The following is a 22,388-nucleotide window of genomic DNA, read 5'->3' as shown; positions in this document are numbered from 1 at the left end:
GCCGAGGTGGCGCGAGGGACGGCCGGCGGCGATCCCGGCCACGAGGGCCGCGACGATCACCGGCGCCGAAGTCATGTCGGAATCCGGGTCTTGGGGGCGGGCTGCCGGTCCTTGTCCCGGCCAAGCTGCCAGGTCCAGCGCCACCCGGCCCAGATCGCGGCGACGGACCCCAGCCCGATCAGCACGATGGCCTGCCCGACGAGCCCGTCGAGCGGCGCGAGGCGCAGCAGCACGAGCAGCGCCCAAAGCTGGGAAGCGGTGAAGGGGATGACGATCCCGGCCGCATAGACGCCCCGACGCCAGCGGCTGCTGCGCGGTGCGGTGGTGTAGGGGTCCATGAAAGCCCTCCTCTGCTGTGGATCCAGGAAACCTCCGGGTCGCCGCGCCGTGTGTGTCAGCTGGCACACACGGCGGGATTCAGCTCGCCAGGCGTCGAAGTTCAGCCAGGCGGTGGATCGTTATTTGTCTTCTGCGGTGCTCACCGCAGCCCGATCGCGGGAGCAGGCCACCGCCGACGGACTGCAAGGTCGCCGACCGTCGCGCTTGGACGGTCCGGCGATGGATCGAACCGACTGTGTTGGCGGAACGTAGGTAAGGAAGTGGTCTTGCATCGCGGCACCGCGGGGTATAGAACTCGCACTCAGATGGGCAACCGGACCAGATCTCCCCCACCTGCGCGAAGGGGCCCGTCAGACACTCTCGGTGGTAGTCGCATTCGTTTCCGGCAAGAAGGTGACTGATGAGCTGCATGCACAACTCGTTCGGGCGACTCTCGCAGCGCCCGTCCGCCGGACAGACGGGGATGAGATAAGGTGCGTTCTGTGTCCACAATTTGTCACCTCCTACGTCGTACCTACTTAGGTAGGTAAGACTGGTGTCGCATGCTTACCTACATTCTATGTCGACCGGGCCCCGGCCGATAGGTACTGATGTGGTAACGGTGACGGTCAGGCAGGTAGGCGCCGAGTTACGGCGGTTGCGAAAGTCCGCCGGGCAGACGCAGGCGGACGTGGCTCGGATCGTGCGGGTCAGCCGCGCGAACCTGACACAGTGGGAGACCGGGCGCTACCTACCGTCGGCCGAGAACGCCCGGCTGCTCGATGATCACTTCGGGGCTGCGAACGCGCTGGCTGAGATGGTGGAGGCGGCTCGCTCTCCCGCCTCCTCGACCGGTGCTGCGCTGTCGACGGGCGGCTCCCTGCTCGACGTTTTCCGGCGGGCGGGCCACGGCCTCGCCGAACACCTGATCCGCGACGAGAACGGCAAGGCGGTCGGCTGGCGGCACAACCTCCAGCAGCACGGTGAGCAAACCACGCTCGCCACCGCCTACGGGATCAGTGCCATGGTCGTGGTAGGTGAGCCCTACATCGACTTACATACGGTCGTGGACAACCTCTACGCCAAGCGTTCCGCCTACGGCTGGCAAGGCCGGTCGAAGGGAAAACGGCCGGAAGTCACCTCGGCGGTCGTGGACGCGCTGTTCCAGGCCAGCACCGTCCTTTCGGCCGAGGAGGGGCTGGCCCACCTCGAAAGCTCGCTTGACGACTACAGCCGGACCCGGCCCTTCCTGCTGGCCACAGCGCTGCGTACCTCGGTGCGGGTCGGTCCCGGCGCCGCGCTGACCCGACGGCTTGCGGACGAACTCCTCGCCGCCCGTCTCGATTTCCACGGTGTCCCGCTGTGGGGTGAGAAGAACGAACCGGGCTTGGTGGCGCCGGAACCGTCCACGGCGCACACGGCGCGAGCCGTCGTGGCACTGAGGGACCTCCTGCGCACCGGAGAAGATCGCACCGACGTCCGAGAAGCTGTTGAGGTGGGCACGCAATGGCTCATTGAGCGCACCCACGCGGACGACGGAATCATGGAAGACCTCGCGCTGCCACAGCCAGGCAGCCGCGAGGACGTACGGGTCAACATCAAGCACTTCACCTCCGCATGGGTCATCCAGGCCCTGGCCGAGGCACCTCAGGTACCCAGGGGTCGGCTGAGCCGCGCGCTCAGTTCTCTGTGGGAACGATATGAAGCCGGTCTCGGCCTGTGGGCCTGGGGCAGTGGCGATCTCCCCATCTGGATGACCCTCGATGCCGTCACTGCCTTGCGCGCGGCTGCGCTGGCTTTCGCGGCACCTCCGTTTCTTCCGCCCCCAGCTGCAGAATAGAGAAACCCCCCGCACGATGAGCACGACTCCCATCGTCGCCGCTGACCACGCCTTCCCGCGCTTTGTCGCGGAGGCCTTGCGCGGCAACGACTCCCGTCCCAGCCTGCTCCAGCTCGAAGCGGCGGCGGAGCACATCCGCGGCGCTCGGCGCGCGTTCGCGGCCTGGCTCCGAGACCTGGCCGCCGACCGCGCGGCGGTCGCTGAAATCGCGAAACGCTCGTACTGGCATCCCAACGGTTTCGCGAAGGTCGTCCTCCATACGAGTATCGAGCCGGAGTTCCGCATCCGCCTCCACGTCTGGCCGCGGAGCGAGATGCCGTCGCGCGGCGAATCCAATCCACACAGCCACCGCTGGGAGTTCGCCTCTCACGTGCTCGCGGGAACCGGGATGCACATGGTCGAGTTCGCGGAGACCTCGGAGGGTGGCAAGCCTTACCGCCGGTACCGCTACGGCGCCGACCCCGCGGACCCGGCGTCGCTGACGGCCGACGGCGAGGTCCGTCTGAGGCGTCGGGGAGTGCCGCACGTCCAGAGCGGTGACGTCTACACGTGTGACACGTCGATCGTGCACACGGTCCGTCCGATCGACGCCGAGCTCACCGCGACGGTCGTGGTGCAGGGGCCGCGGCGGACACCGACCACCGTCGTCTACTGCGAACCCGGGGAAAGCGACGATCAGCCGAACTTCGACCTCACCGGAGCCGATTTCGGAGAGCTCGTGAGCGAGCTACTGGCGAGCCTCGACAGCGAGGTCGCACCATGACTTTCGTGGAGTTGAAGGGCCAGGTCAAAAAGCGTAGGGGCGTCGAACGTCGGGATCGCCGCGGCGTGCTGACCGACCGGGCCATTCGGCGGGCCCGTGAGAACGGCGAACTGTGGGTCGACCCTTTCGACGACGCGCTCGTGCGCCCAGCCGCGCTCAGCCTGCGGCTCGGGCACGAAGCGTTCGCGCTGGTGACGACCGGCCCAGTCGACGTCGCGGACCGGTCGACCCACCCCGACCTGGTTCTCAAGGAGCCGGACGCGCAGGGACGGCTGGTCGTCGAACCCGGAGAGGTGGTGCTTGCGCCGACCCTGGAGAAGATCGGCCTATCCGAAAACCTCGCCGGCCTGGTCGACGGGACCAGCGACTACGCGCGACTCGGGATCAGCGTGGTGTTGTGCGGGCAAGTCAGTCCCGGCTTCGGGCTGGGCACGGGCGCCGTGCTCACCCTGGAGATCGTCAACCACCTCAGGCATCCGGTCCTGTTGTATCCAGGCGTCCGGATCTGCAACTTGATGCTGTTCGCTTCAAGCGGGAGCGAGCTGCCCTACGGCGAACTGCCGCACAACTACTCGACCGACCATGCGGTCGTCGCGTCCCGATTGGCGGATCATGTCCGGCACAACTGAGCTCAGCCTCGGCGACCTGGGTGAACGGGGCATCCAGCAACGTGTGTTGCAGCCGCGCTACGGCGGCACCGAAGGTTTCGGCGACGACAGTGCCCTGCTCGCCACAGTGGAAGCGCAGAGCGAACTCGTCGCGACGACCGACAGTTGTCCTACGCCTGTGGTCAACCTCCTGAGCGAGCCCGACCTCTACCACGCAGGCTGGCTACTGGCCACGATCAACCTGTCCGATCTGGCCGCTGCTGGCGCCACGCCGCTGGGTCTCGTCGTCAATTACACGCTGCCTAAGGCGACGACGGTGCGAGAGTTCGAGCGGCTGCTCGACGGGGTTGACGACTGCTGCGCGGCGCACGGAACCAAGGTCGCCGGCGGCGACATCCGCGACGGCGAGGTCGTCCAGCTGACGGCGACGGCCATCGGCCGGTGCACTCCGGGCACCAGGCTCCGTCGGTCCGGGGCGCGTGCCGGCGACAGCCTGCTTCTGGTCGGCTCTCCTGGTTACCTCTGGGCGGCGGCCCTCCTGGCGACCGGTCGGGTGTCGCTCCCGGTGCCGGCGCAGGATGAGATCTGGCAACGCGCTTGCCGCCCGACGGCGCAGTTGAAGGCGGGCCAGATGCTGGCCGCGACCGGCCTCGCGCGGGCGGCAATGGACGTCTCCGACGGCTTGTTCGCGACCATCCGCACGCTCTGTGAAGTGAACGGACTCGGCGCGGCGGTAACCGAGGATTTCGAGCTGGACGCGCCGGTTGCCGAGGTGGCAGGACAGTACGGCCTGCGGCCCTTCGACCTCGCACAGACGTGGGGCGATTGGGGACTCGTCGTCGTCACCAGGGCAGAGGACGCCAGGCTTGTGATGAAGACATTGCGCGTAGAAGGCGTTGCAGCACAGGAGATCGGGACTTTCACGGCGGGTGGAAGTATCACGGCGGGAGCCGAGAACGCTACTTGGCAGGGAATCGCGCAGGAGCGGTTCTCAGCCAGCTCCTGGCACGGCGGCACGCCGGCCGCGTGGATCACCGATGTGCTTGGTGTACCGCCTTCGTAGCTGCGCATGCGCAGCGGGATGACGTTGCTCGACGTGTCGACCCTTGGTTCTGGCGCACCCCCTCGGGCTGATCGTCAAGGGTTACCACACTCGTGTACCTCGGCGGCGGTCCGCGCTCACCTCCGGTACCGAAGTGCGCATCGCGAGGACTGCGCAGCAAGGGTAGGCGTGGTCGGAAGCTCGCGGCGGATCTGGGGCACCACGATGTCGCCGCCGCAGGGATGGCTCAACGGAATCGCAAGGCGCTGGCCGCCGAGCAGGCACAGCCGAGAAAGTGCTGGCTGTCGGGCACCGCCTACTGGTCATTTTCGTGCTTCCTTCGGTCGGCCGGCAAGGAGAGGTGGCGTGTGAAACCTCCGACCGTGAGCCCTGCCAGGAGGGCGGCGAAGATCGCCAGTGCGGACATCAAGTCGGATTTCCGATGTCGACGTCGGACTGGGCCCGGCGGTCTTGGTCGCGGTAGAGCCGTCAGATCCCAGCGCCAACCCCACCCAGATCGGGATGGCGGGTCGGTAGTGATCCCACAGGCTGCTTCTGGTTTGTCGTGACGAGATTGCGACTGCTGGGTGTGCGCATCGACCCGGTGGACATCCGGCAGCAGTTTCTGAGTTTACTGGAACTTACTGTGATTCCTGAAGTACCTTGAAGTCAACGGGTGATGCCGCAACTTGGTGTTATGAGTACAATGTGCGCTTACCCCGCGCCACTGTAATTTACTGAAGGGCGGCGGAGTCGTGTCCTCAGCCGAGTCGCGTCGTCCCGCACTCGCCCGACGTTTGCGCGCGCTCCGGGAGGAGCAGTGGCCGGAAGCGGGGATCACCCAGGCCCAGCTCGCCCACGCGCTCGGCGGCAGCAAGCCCCTCAGCATCTCCCTCATCTCTTCGTGGGAGAACGCCGACCGGCCCGTCGCCCCGCCGGTTCGGCGGCTCGCCGCCTACGCCACGCTGTTCGCCACGCGGCGGTCGGTGCGCGGCGAAATTGTGCGGGTCTTCCCACTGGATCAACTGACGGACAACGAACGCCGCCGCCACGACGACCTGCTCGAGGAACTCCTGGGGCTCCGGGACGGGCAGGAGCGCGCGCCCGAGCCAGAGCCCGAGGTGTCCGACATCTGGCAGTTCCGCGACGAGGAAAACGTCACGATCGTCTGCGCCCCGCTGCCGCTCGAGCTGCGGCGACACGTGACGTACGCCGACCCCGAGAGCGCGGATTTCACGTCGCTGTACACCTATGCCGACCCCGATGCGCTGATCGAGTTGTTCGGTCACATAAGGTCTGTCAACCCCGAGAATCAGGTCAGCTTCCACACGACGGAAGAGCTGACCCCCGATCTCTACACGACCCACCTCGTACTCCTCGGTGGTGTCGACTGGAACACGGTGACCCGCGACGTGATCGAACGCGTCGACCTCCCGGTGGAGCAGATCGTCCGCGACGAAATGGTGCCCATCAGTGAACCTGGCGGTTTCCGGGTGCGTGTGCACGGTGAAACCAGGTTGTTCTCACCGGTGCTCGACAGAGAAGGTCACCTGTTGGAAGACGTGGCACACTTCTACCGGGATGTCAGCCCGTTCAACCAGAAGCGCACCGTCACGGTATGCAATGGGATGTACGGCCGTGGCACACTCGGCGTGGTGCGCGCTTTGACGGACAAGAGGTTCCGTGACCGCAACCGCGAATACCTGCAGGAACGGTTCGGCGGACGTGAGTCGTTCAGCATCATCAGCCGGGTCCAGGTCATCGCCGGCCGAGGGCTGACTCCCGATTGGACGCTGCCGGACAACCGGCTGCACGAGTGGCCCGAGGTCGAGTGAACGCGCGGTAGCGCCGGTCGCACACAGCCCTGCTGACCCACGTAAAGATCGACGACGCGCCCGTTCTACATCGGACGCAATCATCGTCCCGAATGGACGCGGTGTAGACGATCTGTAGCAGACCATCAGCGCGGCGAAGTGAGTTCCGCCCGCCGGTCGACGCCAGTCTCAAGCGGAACCTCGGCCTGCTGATTTCGGTCCCCGCCGGCCCGTCGTCATCCCGTGTCGAGCATCCCGACAACGGCCTCGTCCGGCGTCCCGGGGACGAGGCGAATGTGCCGGAGGATCGCCGACCCGGAGCCCGTCGTGTTCGCGTCCCTGCTCGGCTCCGGCGATGTCGTGGAGCAAACCTCGATCGCCGAAACGGACACGTCGGGGAACAGGTTGCCGTCGAGAATCAGGTGGGGCAGACCATCGTCTTCGGCGCTCCGCGCAGGGCCGTGCGTGCGGCGTCCAGGAGCCTGCCGAGGTGCCGGGCCAGTGCGCGCGGCACGTCTGGCATGCTGCCCGGCACCCCGCCCCCACTGATCCGGTCTCAGTGAGATCGCGTCCCTGTCCTCAGAAAGAGATTCCTCCTTGGATCTCACCGGCTTGAACCACGTTGCCCGAGACGCTACCGGTCACGGAGTTTACGACGCCGCCTGTTTCGGCCTGGTTTGCCACCTGTGCCCGATCCCATTCATCTTGTAGTTTCCTGGCGAACGTTGGGTCCTTCGTCTGCGCCTCAGCGAGTTTTTCTTGTAGCTTCTTCATTGCCGGGGTGTCCTCGGCTACGCCCTCCGCGGCTTCGAGAACGGCTGTTGCTTCGGGATCATCCGAGAATTTCCTCTTCACCAGCTTGTAAAGACTGACCACGGATCGACTGGCCAATGCTGCTGCGATCGAGATGAGTGCCGGCTCGGGCATCGAAAGCACCACTTTCCGTTCAGTCGAAGAAGTTTCTCCGACGCTCCAACTAGGCATGCAAGGAGCTCAGGTGTTTCTGCCATGCCGACCTGTCATGAGCCCAGTCATCTACGAAGCTGGCGAGAAGTTCCGGCCAGTCGGGTCCGTGGGTGGCGAGAACGGCCCGCATCGCGAGGACGCCTTCGGTCACTCCGCGCTGTTGCAGGTCTGCTGCGGCTTCCCGCACCAACCTGCGCCGATCCAGGAGCACCGACCTCCAGTACCGTGGGGTGTGGAGTTCGGCCGGAGCAGGCTGCCGTGCGTATCCCTCGGTCAAAACCTCACCGAACTCCTGGCCCGATGCGCGGGCAGGATCGGCAAAGGGCGCATATGCATCCTGCTCGAGCGTTCCCGCCACGCAGACCGATGTGGGGTCCTCAGCCAGCAGTGTCAGGCCCACGAGCAAATCTTCGTTGTAGACCGGAGGGAAGAGTGGAGCTTGTGAGTCGCAGGTTATCGCCATCGCCCCGCCGCCGACGTAGGACACCTTTCCGTTGGTTTTCGGCCGGCAGGCATGTCCCACCACGGAAAAGTCGCCGAACTCGTCGAATGCCCAGCCGACCATCCGTCGAGGGACCCAGTGACGGTCCGCTCCGGCCAGCAGCTCTGCTGCGTGTCGAAGATCCCGCTGCTCGATCGCTTGCACGTCGTCATCGACGAAGAGAACGGTTCGCCACCCGCGGAGGTGGGCAAGCGCGAGGGCGTCGTTCCGCTTTCGGCTGATGTCCGTCGTCGTGGTGGCGCACGGATGATGGAATGTCCGGAGCAACGGTCCTCCGGCGTCCGGCGGCGTTCCGAGTACGATGCAGCGGTCCTTCCCCAGGAGGAGTTCGGCCTCCTTCGCGGACGTGCGACCGCTGGCAAGCACCACGAGTGTCGCGTCGGCGTTCTTCGCAGTGCGTGCGGCACGAAGAAGAGCTTCTGCACCCCGCGCTGACGGTACGATGACGCCATCGAACAGCGGGAAGGCCGCCGAATGGGTGGTGGTCCGGTAAGTGCCGGGGTGCGGCATCACAATGGACCCGCCGTCTCTGCGGTACATGGTGAGACTGCCGAAGTGCGGAACCACCTGCCGGAGACGCCCGACTGCGACCCCCACCAGAAGCACTCCTCCAAGCCACATTGCCATCTCGAACACCGTCATGTCCGCTCCTCACTGGCGACTAGCTCTCGAGTTCACGCACGTGCTGATCGACCTCTTCGACCTCGGGCGCCCCGAGATCGGCGTAGATGACTCGCGCCCGTAGCCAATAGGTGCGCGCCGAGTCTATGTTTCCGTTCAGTTGATACAACGACGCGACACCTTCGCACGCCTGAGCTTCTTCGTATCGATCACCGATTCCCTGGGCGATTTCAAGCGCTTCCTCGTGGAGATCGAGCACAAGATCCGTGCGCGCGAGCTGTCGGCTGGTGTTTCCGAGTCCGTTGAGTGCTGCGGCCACCAACGCTCGATCACCCGTTCCCTTGGCGAAAGTCAATGCCTCATTGTGATGATCGTGCGCTTCGCTGAAGCGCCCGAGGCGCTGAAGCGCCATGCCCACGTCATTGAGTGCATATCCCTCTCGAGGCCCGTCGTTCGTCTCGCGGAACACGGTCAGTGCTTGCTGGATGTGGCCGACGGCCTCGTCGAACCTGCCCAGCCGGATCAGGACAAGTCCCATGTTGTTCAGAGCTTGACCGGATCCGGTCCGATCACCTTCTCGCTCGAACAGCTGCAAAGCCGTGGACAGGTGCGCGAGTGCGGCGTCATAACGGCCGAGCAGCGTGAAAACCAGACCGAGGTCGCTGAGCGCAAAAGCTTCCACCATCGGCTGGCCGACTTGCCTCGTCGATGCCAGAGACTGCTCCAGGTAAGCGACGGCTTCCTGGTAGCGGCCGAGGCGCTGATACACGCTTCCGAGGTTGTGCAGGGCCCGGCCGACTGCGACCGGCTCGTCACGTTCCTGACCCGCCGCCATCGCGGCGGTGTGCAGGGTGACGGCGTCCTCGAAGTGACCGTGGCTGTCCAAGAACCGGTAGAGGATCGTGGACAAGGCGACCGTGAAGATGGCCCAGCTGCTGTGCGAGGTGTGCGCAGCCATGGCCAGGAGCGCGGCTCGTTCGGCCTCCAGCCACTGCACCGCTTGCGTGTCGTCGGCCAACGGTGCGGCGCCTTCGGTAGGAACGCGGGGGCGACGATCGCTTTCCTGTGGGTAAAGGATGTCCATGGCGACTGAAGCCGTGGCAAGGAAGAAATCGAAGAGTCGGCGTCGGACGGCTTCCTGCTCACCTGCCGACTCCTCGTTCTTGGCGAGGTCGGCAGCGTAGACCCTGATCAAGTCGTGCATCTGGTATCGGCCCGTCCGCGTGCGCTCGACCAGGTGCGACCGAACCAGCGAGTCGAGCAGCCGCCGCGCCCGCAGCGAAGTCGTACCGAAGAGAACAGCCGCGCTCACCGGCTCGAAATCACGCCCGGGATGAAGGCCGAGCAGGCGGAATGCCCGCGCCTGCTCGGCCGGCAGGTTCCGATACGACCAGGAGAACACAGCACGCACGGCGGTGACCGGATCGTCTCCTGGGTCGAGGGCAGCCAGTCGTTCTTGCTCGTTTTCGAGGTCGCCGGCAAGCTCGGCGAGCGTCGCTTCCGGGTTCATCTCCGCCAGGTCGGCTGCGATCCGCAACGCGAGCGGAAGCCGGCCGCATTCCTGCACGAGCGTCGCCACCGCGTCGGGTTCGGCGTCCACCCGTGCGCCGATCAGCATCCGCAGCAAGTCGATCGCCTGTTCGGGAGGAAGTAAGTCGAGGTTGACACGGCGTGCGCCGTCTCGGGACACCAGCCCCTGCAGCACGCTGCGGCTCGTCACCAGGACGACGCAGGACGAGGTGCCCGGTAGCAGCGGCCGGACCTGTTCGGGGCCGGCCGCGTTGTCCAGCACGATCAGGATGCGCCGGCCGGCGAGCAGGCTGCGGAACCGTGCGGCGCGCTCGTCGACGTCGAGTGGCAGGTCCTCGCTGGGTACTCCCAGCGAGCGAAGGAAACCGGCCAGGGCGTCCGCGGCCGAAACCGGAGTGTGTGGTCCGAATCCACGAAGATTCACGTAGAGCTGCCCGTCGGGGAACCGCTCGCTGACCCGGTGTGCCCAGTGTATGGCGAACGCGGTTTTTCCTACGCCGGGCGTGCCCGACACCGCGGAGATCACGACAGCCGCCGTCGGCGTCGGCTGGTCGGAAGCGGCGAGGAGCAAGTCGAGTTGCTCGAGCTGCTCGACCCGGTCGGTGAACGCGTGCACGTCCGGAGGAAGCTCGTGCGGTAGCGACTGCGACGCGGGTTGCGTCGGATGCAGGTGGACGCCCCCAGCGATCGATCCGGCCTGGACCACGGTGCCGGCCATCCCCGACATTTCGTTGGCCCGGTCGGCGTCGTCCCTCGCCACGTCGTCCTTCCCTTGCCTGTGTCACTCGCGGATGTGCGCTTCGCTGGGGAAGACACCGTCAATTGCTATTCTTGGTGCCGGGAATCGTGATAACAAGAGCCCGAAGGGGTGGCTGGGAAAGATTCAGATCCGTGGCGTGGACTCCGGGAATTTCCGACTGAAAGGCGGCGAAGCCGTGTCGCTAGCCGCACCGCTCGAGCTCGCCCGTCGGCTCAAGGCGCTGCGCGAGGAACATTGGCCTGACATGCGGCTCACTCAGGCGCAGCTCCGCCGATGCGCTCGGCGATCACCAGCCGCTCAGCGTCTCGCTGATCTCGTCGTGGGAGAACGCCGAGAAGCCCGTGCGCCCGCCGGTCCGCCGGCTCGAGCGCTTTGCGACCTTGTTCGCGACGCGTCGCTCTCTGGACGATCGGTCTCTGCGTGTCCTAGCCCTGGAGAAGCTGACGGACGAAGAGCGCGGCACGCGCAATGACCTGCTGGACGAGCTGCTACTCCTGCGTGGCGGCATCGAGCCCGCTGCGGCGCGGTCCGCGCCCAACAACCTCTGGACGTTCCCCCAGGACCACGACATCATTATCGTCTGCGCGCCGCTGCCTCGAGAGCTGCGGGCGAACTTGCCGTGTGCGGACACGAGAGCGCCGACTTCGTGTCGCTCCACACCTACGCGGATCCGGACGCTCTGATCGAGCTGTACGGGCACATCCGGGCGTGCAACCCTGGTAACCGGGTGAGCTTCCACGCCAGCGAAGAGCTGTCGCCGGAAGATTACGCAAGTCATCTTGTTCTGCTCGGGGGCGTCGACTGGAACGTCGTCACCCGCGACGTGATCGAGCGGATCGGAGAGCACGACTGCACAAAACCGTTCGAACCGACCGTCGATTCCGGCGGTCGCCCGCTCGAGGACGTCGCGCACTTCCATCGCGGGGTAAGCCCGTTCAATCGAGAGCGCACCGTGACCATATGCAATGGTATGTACAGACGAGGAACGCTGAGCGCGGTCAGGGCGCTGACGGACCCAGATTCCAGGATCGGAACAACGAGTACGCGCGGAAGCGTTCGGCGACGCCGAGGAACTCTGTATTGTCAGCAAAGTGCTGGTGATTCAGGGGCATGGGAGGACTCCTGATTGGACGATCGAAGAGGACCGGCTTCACGAATGGCCCGAGGCGCCGTGACCGCGCGTCAGCACCAGTCTCACCTGGGCCTGCTGCATCGCGTTCCGAACAGTCACGGCTCGCCGGGAAAAGTGGATGCGGTCATCGTGCCCAGCGGCATATCTGCGGCAAGCGATAGAGGCGGCCAGGGAACACGATGCTTGGCTGGTCCTGATGTGCAGTATGCGGAGCAGTGCGCCGCAGGCGGCGTTGGCTGCGAAACGTGCCGAAGTCCGGACGCTGGCCATCGACATCGACTTGATGCCCTACGGTGTCGTACCCGGATTCGCCACGGACAAGCTCCTCCGCGCCACCCGGTTCCACTGGCCGGTCGACACCAGTCTCAAGCCCAATCTCGGTTTATTGCTGGCAATTCTCGCCGGTTGGAAACAGATCATGTTCCTGGATGACGACATCCTCCTGCCCGAGCCCTCGGACGTGATCGCGATCGACCGCTACCCCGTCGTCGGGTTGGCCAATGCGGGCATGCCGGACAACTCGGTGGTCTGCCACGCGCTGCGCGACGTCGGTGCCGCACAGGACGTGTTCATCGGCGGTGGTGCGCTGATGGTCGGTGAAGCTGCGTTCTCGTCCTTCGTCCCGAACATCCACAACGAGGACTGATTCTTCCTGCTCGACGGGCTGCGGATCCGGCCGTCGGCGATCACCGGCACCGCGTTCCAGTACAACTACGACCCCTACCACGACCCTGGCCGTGCCCGAGGCGAGGAACTGGGTGACACCTTGGCCGAAGGCGTGTTCGCGCTGCTGGACGACGGTCGTTGCCTGGCCGACGCCGACCAGGCGTACTGGACGGAGTTCCTGGCCGCGCGACGGCGGCTCATCGGCGCGGTCATCGAGCGGGTGGACCGATCGGCGATCGAGCCAAGGCAGCGCGCGCGGATGGTCGCTGCGCTCAAAGCCTCGATCGGCCGCGGCTACCTCATCACGCCGGAACTGTGCGCGGTGTACCTCGAGGCCTGGCAGGCCGACTGCGTGCGCTGGCACAAGCACATCCGCGAACTTCGTCGTGACCATGGCGACGGCCAGGGCATCGAAGACGCGCTCGCCACCTTGCGGATCGATCACATCGTGCAGTCGGCTGCCGACGGCCGGATCAGAGCGCGGGTGGTGCCCCGATCGGCCGCAACTCGGTCCGCGGTGCGGGCGTGGCTGGCACGAGGTCCCTGATCAGCACGTGACAGTGCTCGGCCTCGTCGCGCACGGAGCCGTCCGGCAAGATTTGTTGTGCTTAGCAGACGACCGACCCGTGGCCCCAGTCCTGGTAGCCGAGCCGCCGGTACAGCCGGCCCGCGTCCGCGTTGTCCGTCCGGACCACCACAGTGACGCGGTGGTGACCCACCTGGACCAGGTGCCCCTCCACCGCGCCGATCAGCGCCTGGCCGATGCCAAGGTTGCGAAGCTCGCAGGCGACCTTCAGGTGCATGATCAGCGCGATGCCGGGGAGGTGCCGGCGGATCGGGGCTCAACTGCCTCTTCGAGCCACACGTTAGCGCGGCCGGCGGGGGACGCCGTCCAGCCACGCCAGGGAACAGCACACCACGGCTCTGTCGCTGCCGCGCGAAGTGGTCGGCGAGGAGTCCGTCGCCACCAAAGACACCGGCGAACGATTCCAGGTCTGCGGAGTGTGCTTGCCTGACAAGAAGCTCGGTCATCTGGCCCTCACCCTGCTTTCGTCGGTCCTTGCCTCAAGTGGCCATGGTGAGGTCGTAGACCGTGACCCCGTCGACGGTGGTTGCTTCGTACTTCGACGCTACCCAGTCGGCGATCTGCTGGGCCGCGTCCGAGCCGCTGCTCCCTTGCATCGTCATGCCCTCGCCGAGGAAATAGTGGATCTGACCGCTCGCCACGTACTGCTGGAACTGCTCCAGAGTGGGGTAGGGATCAGTGCCGTTGAAGCCACCTACGGCCATCACCGGGGCACCGCTCGCCAGTTGGTAGCCCGCCGCCGCGTTCGACAGCACTGTGGCTGCCGTCCAGGTGTAGCGAGACGCGTCCTGCTGAAGCAACGCCGTCAACTCGGCGCCCGGGAGTGTGGTCGACAGAAGAGACCCCGGGCCGCCGCCAAAGCCGCCCGGGCCACCAGGGCCGCCGAAGCCGCCCGGACCGCCCCCACCGAAGCCTGACGAAGGACCAGCAGACGGGATCGCCCCGCTGTGGGTCGTTGCCGCTGTTGCCAGCGTGTACGCCCCCGAGCCGGAAAGGAGCACGACCAAGGCCAACGCGGCCACCAAAGAAGCAGCCCAGCGGGTCAGGTGCGCCGCGAAGAACAGCCCTACCGCGGCCAAGAGCCCGCCGATCAACACGGTGGGGGCCAGCCACGGCTGCCACGTCGATCCCGACAGCAACAGGTACGACGTGACCACCGTCAGTGCCACACCGCCGCTGAGCAGGCCTGACGCCGAGGGCCCCGACCGCAGGCGCCACAGCTGGACCGCCGCCGTGCCGACCAGCCCGGCGATCGCCGGGGCCAGGGCGACCGTGTAGTACGGGTGGATGATGCCGCCCATGTAGCTGAACACCAGGGCCGTCACCAGGAACCAGCCGCCCCAGACGATCAGCGCCGCCCGGGAGCGGTCCGTGCGCGGCGCGCGGCGGGTGAACCACAGGCCCGCGCCCAGCGCCAGCAGCGCCGCCGGGATCAGCCAGGCGATGCCGCCCGCCATCTCGCTGCCGAAAAGGCGAGTCAGGCCCGTCGAGCCCCAGCCGCCACCGCCGCCCCCACCGACGCTGCCCACCTCGTCACCCGTGATGCGGCCGAAGCCGTTGTAGCCGAAGACCAGCTCCCACAGCGAGTTCGTCTGCGAGCCGCCGATGAACGGCCGGCCGGCCGCCGGCCACAGGGCGACGACCACCAGGTACCAGCCCGCCGCGACCACCGTCGCGCCCAGTGCGCCCAGCAGGTGCAGCAGCCGCTTGCCGAGCGACACCGGCGCGGCCACCAGGTACGCCACCGCGAACGCGGGCAGCACCAGGAACGCCTGCAGCATCTTCGCCAGGAAGCCGAAACCGACCGCGACGCCGGCCAGGGCCAGCCAGCCCGGGCCCGCCTTCTCGATCGCGCGGACGACGCAGTACGCGGCCGCGATGAGCAGCAGCACCAGCAGCGCGTCCGGGTTGTTGAACCGGAACATCAGCGCCGCCGCCGGGGTCAGCGCCAGCACCAGCCCGGCGACCAGGCCCGCGGCCGGGCCGGACGTCCGCTTCACCGTGGCGTACAGCAGCCAGACCGAGCCGATGCCCATCAGCGCCTGCGGCACCAGGACGCTCCACGCGCTCACGCCGAACACCCGCGTCGAGAGCCCCAGCACCCACAGAGCCGCCGGGGTCTTGTCGACGGTGATCGCGTTCGCCGCGTCGCTCGACCCGAAGAACAACGCTTTCCAGCTCTGTGATCCCGCCTGCGCGGCCGCCGAGTAGAAGGCGTTGGCCCAGCCGGACGCGCCGAGTCCCCACAGGTACAGCACGGCCGTCGCCAGCAGGAGGACGGCCAGCGCGGGCCGGTGCCAGCTCCGGCGAGCGGGCGGCGAAGGGGTCACGGCGGCGGTTTCGCGCGACGCGACACCGGCTTCTTCTCGGGGGCTACGGGTGGCGGAGCCCCCGGACGTCACAGCGGTCATGGGATCAGCTTCCGGTGCCCAGCTGGGGCCGGGTTGTGCCGATGCTGTGCACGCGCTGTGCGGGGACGGCCACGGGCAGGCGCACCGCGAACTCCGTCCGGCCGGGGCGGCTGTGCACCTCGATCGAGCCGTGGTGGGCGAGCACGACGGCGGACGCGATCGCCAGCCCGAGCCCGGTGCTGCCGGCGTGGCGCGAGCGCGAGGAGTCGCCGCGGGCGAACCGCTCGAAGACGTCCGGGAGCAGGTCCGGGTCGATGCCGGGGCCGTCGTCGGTCACCGTCACGACGGCGCTGCCGTCAGCGGAGCGGGCGAGCGCGGTCGTCACCGTGGTGCCGGGCGGGGTGTGCGTGCGGGCGTTGGCCAGCAGGTTCGCCAGCACCTGGTGCAGGCGCTGGACGTCGCCGTGCACGAGCACCGGGTCGGGCGGCAGCGCGAGCTGCCACCGGTGGTCGCGCCCGGCGACCCGCGCGTCGCCGACGGCGTCCGCGACGAGCCGGGTGAGGTCGACCTCGCGCACGTCCAGCGGGCGGCCGGCGTCGAGGCGGGCGAGCAGCAGCAGGTCTTCGACGAGGGTCGTCATCCGGACGGCTTCGGACTGGATCCGGGTCATCGAGTGCGCGACGTCCGGCGGGACCAGAGAGCTGCCGCGGGCGGCCAGCTCGGCGTAGCCGCGGATCGCCGCCAGCGGGGTGCGCAGCTCGTGACTGGCGTCGGCGACGAACTGCCGGACGCGCAGCTCGCTGTCGTGCCGCGCTTCGAGCGCCTGCGCGACGTGCCCGAGCATCAGGTTCAGCGCCGAGCCGACCTGGCCGACCTCGGTCCGCGGGTCGGTTTCGGACTCCGGGACGCGGATGGACAGCGCCACCTGGCCGCGGTCGAGCGGCAGCTCGGTGACGCGCCCGGCGGTGGCCGCGACGCGCTCGAGCGGCCGCAGCGTGCGGCGGACCGCGAACGCGCCGAGGAACGCCGCGCCCAGCACGCCCGCGGCGGCGACGCCGAAGAGGATGAGCCCGACGGTGAGCAGCGTGTCGGTGACCGGCTTCATCGGCAGGCCGGTGACGACGACCTCGGCCGACCCGGTGACCGGCAGGGCCATCAGCCGGTATTCGCCGAGGTCGTCGAAGGACACCGTGTGCGGCTTGCCGTCCGCGGGCACGGACAGCAGCACGGCCTGCTGGGCCGCGGACAGGTGCAACCGGTCCCCGTGCTCGGAAATGCTGTCGTCGTGCACCAGCGACGTCCCGGCGAAGGTGCCGCTGACCGTGCCGACGTTCTGCCCGAGCGGGTGCTCGCCGGTGCCCTGGTCCTGGGGCGGCGGCAGGCCGTTCTGCCTCCCGGCGTTGCTCGCGAAGACCTGCGAGCGGGTGGCCGCGGCCGTCAGCTGCTGGTCCACCTGGCGGGTGAGGAACACGTCGAGCGCGAACTCGCTGACGACCCCGACGATCAGGCACACGACGGTGAGCAGCACGACCATCGAGCCGGTCAGTTTCGCGCGCAGCGAAAGGCGCCCCGGCCGGCCGGACCGGTGGGGGCGGGGCGTGAGGGTACGCGCGGCCATGGCTTCAGCGTCCGCCGCGGCCGTGTGCGCGGGTTGTGTGCTGCCTGTGAGGCGGCTGTGCGGTGATCGCCCCGGGGCCGGGATGTCCGGTTCCTCCGGTCACAGGAACGGCTGACGGTCAGCACAGTGCGCACACAGCGAGAGGCCGGACCGTGGGTCGCAGCAACGCATTCCGTGAAGGAGTAACACCATGACCGCACCGCAGGCCCCGCAGCAGACACCGTCCACATCGGACCCGGCGTGGGGTGCCACGCCCACCCCGCCCGCCGGGCCGGACGCCGGCTGGGGCGGCGCGCCCGGCCCCGCGCGTCCCCCTTGGCCGACGGGCAAGAAGGTCGCCGCGGGCGCCGTCGCGCTGGTGATCGTGGCCGGCGGGGGAGCGGCGATCTGGGCCGCCTCGTCGTCCGCCGCGACCGGCGACACCGCCGGACCGGGCGGGATGCAGGGCGGCCCGGGTGGGACGCAGGGCGGCCCCGGTGGCGCCGGCGCGCTGGGTTCGGCGCTGCACGGCGAGTACGTCTCCTCCGACGGGAACGGTGGCTACGTCACGAAGATCATGCAGACCGGCAAGGTGACGGCCCTGAGCGCGACGTCGCTGACCGCCCGGAGCGACGACGGCTTCTCCAAGACGTACACGATCACCGCCGCCCAGGCGACGGGGGTGGCGTCCGGCGACACGGTCACGGTGGTGGCCACGGAGTCGGGCACCACGGCGACGGCGGTGACCGAAGGCACGACCGGCACGGGACAAGGGCAGCAGGGCCAGGGACAACAGGGGCAGGGTCAACAGGGGCAGCCGCCCACGGGCTGACGCGCGTCCCGGGGGTCAGCGGTCGTAGTCGACCGCGACCTCCGGGGTCGTCGCGCGGGCGCGGCACGTCAGGATCCGGCCCGCCGCGACGTCGTCCTCCGTGAGGGCGTAGCGGACGTCCATCTCGACCTGGCCGTGCAGGAGCGTGGCCCGGCAGGTGCCGCACGCGCCGCCGGTGCACGAGTACGGCACCTCGAACCCGGCCCGCAGTGCCGCGTCGAGCACCGTTTCCCCGGCCCGCGCGGCGATCCGGGTCGTCGTGGCGCCCAGCTTCACCGCCACCTCGGCCGGGAAGCCGGCCGGGTCGCGCAGGGGTGCCGCGCCGCGGAAGAGTTCGAAGTGGACGTTCTCCTCCGGGACGTCCGCGTCGGCGAGCGTCCGCCGCGCGAGGTCGGTCAGCCCCCGTGGGCCGCACAGGAACCACTCGTCGACCTTCGCCGGGTGGAGCCGGTTCTGCAGCAGCGCGCGCAGCCGCGTGCCGTCGAGGCGCCCGCGCTGGTACCGCTCGTGGGAGATGGCCAGCGCCTCGCCGAGGGTGTCGAACGTCCGGGCCGGGCGGTGCGTGTGCAGGTCCGGGTCGCGCTCGTCGGTGCGGTAGTGGACGACGTGCAGCCGCCCGCCGAACCCGTCCGCGAGCGCCGTCAGCTCGTCGGCGAACAGCGTCGTCGCGCCGGAAGTGTTGACGTACAACAACGTCGCCCGGCTGTGCGGCTCCATCCGCAACGCGCTCACCAGGATGGACAGCACCGGCGTGATGCCGCTGCCCGCCGCCAGCGCGACGTAGTGCGCGGTGCGCGCCGGGTCCGGGACGAGCGTGAAACCGCCCGAAGGCGGGAGTACGTCGAGGAACTGACCGGCCGCCAGGGCCGTGGTCGCGAAGCCGGAGAACGCGCCGCCCGCGCGCTTCTTCACCACGATCCGCAGCTCGCCCGAATCGGCCGGCGCGCAGATCGAGTACGTCCGCCGCACCGGCTGCCCGTCGAGCACCGCGCGCACGGCGACGTGCTGCCCGGGCGTGAAGCGGTACTCCGCGGCCAGGTCCGGCGGGACGTCGAAGCGCACCGCGACGGCGTCGGCGGTCAGCGGGCGCACGTCGGCGACGCGCAGCCGGTGGAACCGGCTCGGTCCCAGCGGCGGCGGGGCCGGCACGGGCACGGCGTCGTCCGGCCCGCCGGTGAGGCCCTCCGCCGCCCGGTACTCCGCCGTCGTCAGGTCGCGGCCCCACGCCGTGCTGATCGGGACGTCGCGGGCCAGGTACGCCTCGCGGTTGTCGAGCCAGACCCGGCGGTAGCGGTGGAACGGGACGGCCGGGTGCAGGTGGTGCACCAGGTGCAGGTTCTGGGCCAGCAGCACCGGGGTCATCAGCCGGTCGAGGCCGACGCGCACGCGGGTGGTGCCGAAGCGGCCGAGCGGCCCCGCGGCGGGCAGCCCGTGGTGCGGCAGCCAGCCGAACGCCCAGGCGAGCAGGCCCAGCCCGAGCCGTTGCGGCAGCAGGTACACCAGCAGCAGGTCCAGGCCGTGACCGGAGGCGACCAGCGCGACCCCGGCGAACACCGCCACGGACAGCACCACCAGCGTCTCGGCCAGCTCGTGCGACGGCCGGGTCCGCAGCCGCGAGACGTAGCAGCGCGCGTACGAGACGTCGAGGGTCAGCCAGCGCAGCGGCAGCAGCCACGCCGGACCCCGCGACGTCCAGGCGTCGGGATCCGCGCGGAACGACGCGTTCGTGTGGCGGTGGTGTTCACCGTGGACGTACCGCAGCGACGGGAACGACGCGTACGCCGCGACGAACAGGACGGCCAGCCGGCCGAGCGTTTCGTTGACCCAGGTGAGTTTCCCGGCCGAGTGGTGCGCCGACTCGTGCACCACCGTGTACACCGCGAAGGTGACGGCGGTGTTCAGCACCACGGTCACGACTGCCGGGACCAGCCCGGCCAAAAGCAGCCAGGTCGACGCCGCCCAGACCGCGAGGGTGCCGGCGAACAGCAGCACCGCGGGCACCGAGACGGCGGGCAGCGGGAGCCGGGGAACGGGGACCGCGCGGGGGGAGGGCTGTCCGGGTGCGGGCTCCAGAGAGCCCCGCGTCGGGGTGTCGACGACGGACATCGCGCGGTCTCCTCGGTCGAGAAGCTCCTGGTTAGGCGGGTGTCACCGTAGACAACCCGCCGGCGTTTGTAAACGTCGCCGCACGCTTCGAAAAAAGGCGTCGGCCAGGGAACCGGAACCGGTCGCTAAGATCGCCTTGTGAACGCCGTCACCCACACCGACCCGGCCAGTACCCGGGACCGGCTGCTGGCCGCGGCGGCCGGGCTCACCACCGCGGACGGCTGGGCCGGGGTCACCATGGGCAAGCTGGCCGCGCACGCCGGCGTCAGCAGGCAGACCGTCTACAACGAACTCGGGTCCAAGGCCGAGCTCGCCGAGGCCCTGGTGCTGCGCGAGACCGACCGGTTCGCCGGCCACGTCACCGAGATCGTCGCCGCGTACCCCGGCCGGGCGGTCGACGGCGTCACCGCCGCGTTCCGCGAGACCCTCGAAGCCGCCCGCGGCAACCCGCTGCTGGAAATCGCGCTCGGCGGCCGGCAGGGCGGCCGCGACGACTTCCTCCCGCTGCTCACCTCGCGGCCCGAGGCGGTCCTCGGCCGGGCCGTCGACACCGTCGCGGAGCTGTTCTCGCGCTGTTACCCCGAGGCTCCGCTGACGGCGTCGGAGTGGACGGTCGCGGTCGAGGCGTTCGTGCGGTTGCTGCTTTCCCACCTGGTGCAGCCCAGCGGCTCGGCCGAGCACGCGAGCGGCCAGATGCGCTGGGTGATCGGCCGGATGCTGGGCGCGTGACGCCGCAGGTGGCCCCCGCCCCGGTGGCGTGGGCCACTGGCCTAGACTCGGACGTCCCGGTCTGACAGGTGACCGGGACCATTTCCGCTGGATTGTCCACACAATCGTTACCGCTCGAGGAGAAGACCTTGAAGAGCACCGTCGAGCAGCTCAGCCCGACGCGAGTCAAGATCAATGTCGAGGTGCCGTTCGACGAGCTCAAGCCGAACTTCGACCGCGCCTACCGCAAGATCGCCCAGCAGGTGCGCATCCCGGGCTTCCGGCCCGGCAAGGCGCCCGCTCGCGTCCTGGAAAGCCGGATCGGGCGTGGCCCGGTGCTCGACGAGGTCGTCAACGAGGCCATCCCGGCCAAGTACATCGAGGCGGTCCGCGAGAACGAAGTCCGCACGCTCGGGAACCCGGAGTTCGACGTCACGAAGCTCGAGGACCGCGACGTCCTCGAGTTCACCGCCGAGGTGGACGTGCGCCCGGAGATCGAGCTGCCGGACCTCGAAGGCTTCGTGGTCACGGTCGACGACGTCGAGCTGACCGACGCGGAGGTCGACGAACAGCTCGACGAGCTGCGCGCCCGCTTCGGCACGCTGACCGGCGTCGAACGCCCGGCCGAGACCGGCGACTTCGTCTCGATCGATCTGGCCGCGACCGTCGACGGCGAGGCCGTCGAGGAGGCCGCCACCAGCGGCCTGTCCTACGAGATCGGCTCCGGCCAGCTCGTGGACGGCATCGACGAGGCGATCGTGGGCGCGAACGCCGGCGAGACCAAGTCGTTCACCACCGAGCTCGTCGCCGGCGACCACGCCGGCAAGGCGGCCGAGGTGACCGTGACGGTCCAGTCGGTCAAGCAGCGCGAGCTGCCGGAGGCCGACGACGAGTTCGCCCAGATGGCCAGCGAGTTCGACACGATCGACGAGCTGAAGAGCGACCTTCGCGAGCGGCTCGCCCGCGTCAAGAAGATGCAGCAGGGCGTCCAGGCGCGCGACAAGGTGCTCGAAGAGCTCCTCGAGCGCACCGAGGTGCCGATCCCGGAGAAGGTCCTCGACGCCGAGATCGAGAACCGCAAGCACGACGCGATCCACCCGTTCGACCACGACGAGGCCCAGTTCGCCCAGGCTCTCGAGGCCGAAGGCCGCACGCTCGAAGAGTTCGACACGGAGACCCGCACCGAGTCGGAGAAGGCCGTCCGCACGCAGCTGCTGCTGGACACCATCGCCGACAAGGAAGAGGTCTCGGTCAACGACGGCGAGCTGACCGAGCGGATCATCTACCAGGCCCAGCGCTTCGGGATCAGCCCGGACGAGTACGTCCAGCGGGCCCAGCAGTCCGGCCAGCTGACCGCGATCTACGCCGACGTCCGCCGCGGCAAGGCGCTCGCCTCCGTGGTCCGGAAGGCCGCGGTGACCGACGGCTCGGGTGCCGAGGTCGACCTTTCCGAGCTGTTCGGCGCCGAGGACGCGGCCGCCGATGCCGCAACCGAGGAGACGCCGGCCACCGACGAGGCGGCGAAGACTCCCGCGGAGTGAAGCTGTGAGCGAACTTGGGCGGTGTCAGGCATTCTGCACCGCCCAAGTTCGTTAGGGTCGGTTGCAAGATCTCAAGCATCTGAAACGACAGCGGCGGTCGTCAGC

19 protein-coding genes are annotated in these 22,388 nt (G+C 68.6%); 10 read left to right on the top strand and 9 right to left on the bottom strand.

Annotation, left to right across the window (positions count from 1 at the left end; translation table 11 throughout):
• Nucleotides 1–71: 71 nt before the first annotated feature.
• Nucleotides 72–338, bottom strand: a complete 267-nt coding sequence (locus OHS18_RS18535) for a hypothetical protein (RefSeq protein WP_328617889.1) — start codon at nucleotides 336–338, stop codon at nucleotides 72–74.
• Nucleotides 339–940: 602 nt separating this feature from the next.
• On the opposite strand from OHS18_RS18535, the gene OHS18_RS18530 reads away from it, so the two are divergent.
• The 5 genes from OHS18_RS18530 (at nucleotide 941) to OHS18_RS18510 (ending at nucleotide 6,406) form a co-directional block, all read left to right on the top strand.
• Nucleotides 941–2,158 carry a helix-turn-helix transcriptional regulator gene (locus OHS18_RS18530; protein ID WP_328617888.1) on the top strand — a complete coding sequence of 406 codons (1,218 nt, stop codon included), beginning with the start codon at nucleotides 941–943 and terminating at the stop codon, nucleotides 2,156–2,158.
• Between the two features lie 16 nt (nucleotides 2,159–2,174).
• Entirely contained in the window at nucleotides 2,175–2,921 is a 747-nt protein-coding gene (locus OHS18_RS18525) for a hypothetical protein (RefSeq protein WP_328617887.1), read from the top strand.
• The gene (gene dcd / locus OHS18_RS18520; RefSeq protein ID WP_328617886.1) at nucleotides 2,918–3,550 is read left to right on the top strand and encodes a dCTP deaminase; all 633 of its coding nucleotides are present in this window, start codon (nucleotides 2,918–2,920) and stop codon (nucleotides 3,548–3,550) included. Before OHS18_RS18525 ends, dcd begins: the two co-directional genes overlap by 4 nt.
• Entirely contained in the window at nucleotides 3,534–4,592 is a 1,059-nt protein-coding gene (locus OHS18_RS18515) for a thiamine-phosphate kinase (protein ID WP_328618541.1), read from the top strand. The genes dcd and OHS18_RS18515 overlap by 17 nt, the downstream gene beginning before the upstream one ends.
• 734 nt (nucleotides 4,593–5,326) lie before the next feature.
• Nucleotides 5,327–6,406 carry a helix-turn-helix domain-containing protein gene (locus OHS18_RS18510; RefSeq protein ID WP_328617885.1) on the top strand — a complete coding sequence of 360 codons (1,080 nt, stop codon included), beginning with the start codon at nucleotides 5,327–5,329 and terminating at the stop codon, nucleotides 6,404–6,406.
• A 558-nt stretch (nucleotides 6,407–6,964) separates the two neighbouring features.
• Here OHS18_RS18510 and OHS18_RS18505 read toward each other — a convergent pair.
• The 4 genes from OHS18_RS18505 to OHS18_RS18490 form a co-directional block, all read right to left on the bottom strand.
• Nucleotides 6,965–7,312 (bottom strand): hypothetical protein, encoded by a 348-nt coding sequence (locus OHS18_RS18505; protein ID WP_328617884.1) that lies wholly within the window; start codon nucleotides 7,310–7,312, stop codon nucleotides 6,965–6,967.
• A 49-nt stretch (nucleotides 7,313–7,361) separates the two neighbouring features.
• The gene (locus tag OHS18_RS18500; RefSeq protein ID WP_328617883.1) at nucleotides 7,362–8,495 is read right to left on the bottom strand and encodes a hypothetical protein; all 1,134 of its coding nucleotides are present in this window, start codon (nucleotides 8,493–8,495) and stop codon (nucleotides 7,362–7,364) included.
• 19 nt (nucleotides 8,496–8,514) lie between these two features.
• Nucleotides 8,515–10,764, bottom strand: a complete 2,250-nt coding sequence (locus tag OHS18_RS18495; RefSeq protein WP_328617882.1) for an ATP-binding protein — start codon at nucleotides 10,762–10,764, stop codon at nucleotides 8,515–8,517.
• Nucleotides 10,765–11,050: 286 nt separating this feature from the next.
• Entirely contained in the window at nucleotides 11,051–11,677 is a 627-nt protein-coding gene (locus tag OHS18_RS18490) for a hypothetical protein (RefSeq protein ID WP_328617881.1), read from the bottom strand.
• A gap of 424 nt (nucleotides 11,678–12,101) precedes the next feature.
• Here OHS18_RS18490 and OHS18_RS18485 point away from each other — a divergent pair, with 424 nt between their 5' ends.
• Both OHS18_RS18485 and OHS18_RS18480 read left to right on the top strand, forming a co-directional pair.
• Nucleotides 12,102–12,542: a hypothetical protein gene (locus OHS18_RS18485; protein ID WP_328617880.1), complete on the top strand. Its 441-nt coding sequence runs from the start codon at nucleotides 12,102–12,104 to the stop codon at nucleotides 12,540–12,542.
• Between the two features lie 120 nt (nucleotides 12,543–12,662).
• On the top strand, nucleotides 12,663–13,109 hold the full coding sequence (locus tag OHS18_RS18480; protein WP_328617879.1) for a hypothetical protein: 447 nt from the start codon (nucleotides 12,663–12,665) through the stop codon (nucleotides 13,107–13,109).
• Nucleotides 13,110–13,170: 61 nt separating this feature from the next.
• Here the strand turns inward: OHS18_RS18480 and OHS18_RS18475 are convergent, their stop codons facing one another.
• The 3 genes from OHS18_RS18475 to OHS18_RS18465 all read right to left on the bottom strand — a co-directional run bounded on the left by OHS18_RS18475 (nucleotide 13,171) and on the right by OHS18_RS18465 (nucleotide 17,117).
• Nucleotides 13,171–13,365, bottom strand: coding sequence for a GNAT family N-acetyltransferase (locus OHS18_RS18475; protein ID WP_328617878.1), 195 nt, complete (start codon nucleotides 13,363–13,365; stop codon nucleotides 13,171–13,173).
• Between the two features lie 262 nt (nucleotides 13,366–13,627).
• Nucleotides 13,628–15,478 carry a glycosyltransferase family 39 protein gene (locus OHS18_RS18470; protein ID WP_328617877.1) on the bottom strand — a complete coding sequence of 617 codons (1,851 nt, stop codon included), beginning with the start codon at nucleotides 15,476–15,478 and terminating at the stop codon, nucleotides 13,628–13,630.
• A gap of 85 nt (nucleotides 15,479–15,563) precedes the next feature.
• On the bottom strand, nucleotides 15,564–17,117 hold the full coding sequence (locus OHS18_RS18465) for a sensor histidine kinase (RefSeq protein WP_328617876.1): 1,554 nt from the start codon (nucleotides 17,115–17,117) through the stop codon (nucleotides 15,564–15,566).
• Between the two features lie 190 nt (nucleotides 17,118–17,307).
• Between OHS18_RS18465 and OHS18_RS18460 the strand changes: the two genes are divergently transcribed.
• On the top strand, nucleotides 17,308–17,928 hold the full coding sequence (locus OHS18_RS18460; protein WP_328617875.1) for a hypothetical protein: 621 nt from the start codon (nucleotides 17,308–17,310) through the stop codon (nucleotides 17,926–17,928).
• Nucleotides 17,929–17,943: 15 nt separating this feature from the next.
• On the opposite strand, the gene OHS18_RS18455 is transcribed toward OHS18_RS18460, so the two are convergent.
• Entirely contained in the window at nucleotides 17,944–20,034 is a 2,091-nt protein-coding gene (locus tag OHS18_RS18455) for a fatty acid desaturase (RefSeq protein ID WP_328617874.1), read from the bottom strand.
• A gap of 138 nt (nucleotides 20,035–20,172) precedes the next feature.
• On the opposite strand from OHS18_RS18455, the gene OHS18_RS18450 reads away from it, so the two are divergent.
• Nucleotides 20,173–20,763, top strand: coding sequence for a TetR family transcriptional regulator (locus OHS18_RS18450; RefSeq protein WP_328617873.1), 591 nt, complete (start codon nucleotides 20,173–20,175; stop codon nucleotides 20,761–20,763).
• Nucleotides 20,764–20,891: 128 nt separating this feature from the next.
• On the top strand, nucleotides 20,892–22,283 hold the full coding sequence (tig, locus tag OHS18_RS18445) for a trigger factor (RefSeq protein ID WP_328450951.1): 1,392 nt from the start codon (nucleotides 20,892–20,894) through the stop codon (nucleotides 22,281–22,283).
• Nucleotides 22,284–22,388 lie beyond the last annotated feature (105 nt).

It is taken from the genome of Amycolatopsis sp. NBC_00355 (assembly GCF_036104975.1).
Classification (GTDB): domain Bacteria; phylum Actinomycetota; class Actinomycetes; order Mycobacteriales; family Pseudonocardiaceae; genus Amycolatopsis.
This window is presented reverse-complemented; position numbering and strand designations above follow the sequence as displayed.

Coding starts and splice junctions, on each gene's coding strand:
- dcd (WP_328617886.1), top strand. CDS start 2,918: ATGACTTTCGTGGAGTTGAAGGGCCAGGTCAAAAAGCGTAGGGGCGTC.
- OHS18_RS18500 (WP_328617883.1), bottom strand. CDS start 8,495: ATGACGGTGTTCGAGATGGCAATGTGGCTTGGAGGAGTGCTTCTGGTG.
- OHS18_RS18460 (WP_328617875.1), top strand. CDS start 17,308: ATGACCGCACCGCAGGCCCCGCAGCAGACACCGTCCACATCGGACCCG.
- OHS18_RS18475 (WP_328617878.1), bottom strand. CDS start 13,365: ATGCACCTGAAGGTCGCCTGCGAGCTTCGCAACCTTGGCATCGGCCAG.
- OHS18_RS18525 (WP_328617887.1), top strand. CDS start 2,175: ATGAGCACGACTCCCATCGTCGCCGCTGACCACGCCTTCCCGCGCTTT.
- OHS18_RS18455 (WP_328617874.1), bottom strand. CDS start 20,034: ATGTCCGTCGTCGACACCCCGACGCGGGGCTCTCTGGAGCCCGCACCC.
- OHS18_RS18465 (WP_328617876.1), bottom strand. CDS start 17,117: ATGGCCGCGCGTACCCTCACGCCCCGCCCCCACCGGTCCGGCCGGCCG.
- OHS18_RS18505 (WP_328617884.1), bottom strand. CDS start 7,312: ATGCCCGAGCCGGCACTCATCTCGATCGCAGCAGCATTGGCCAGTCGA.
- OHS18_RS18485 (WP_328617880.1), top strand. CDS start 12,102: ATGCGGAGCAGTGCGCCGCAGGCGGCGTTGGCTGCGAAACGTGCCGAA.
- OHS18_RS18535 (WP_328617889.1), bottom strand. CDS start 338: ATGGACCCCTACACCACCGCACCGCGCAGCAGCCGCTGGCGTCGGGGC.
- OHS18_RS18515 (WP_328618541.1), top strand. CDS start 3,534: ATGTCCGGCACAACTGAGCTCAGCCTCGGCGACCTGGGTGAACGGGGC.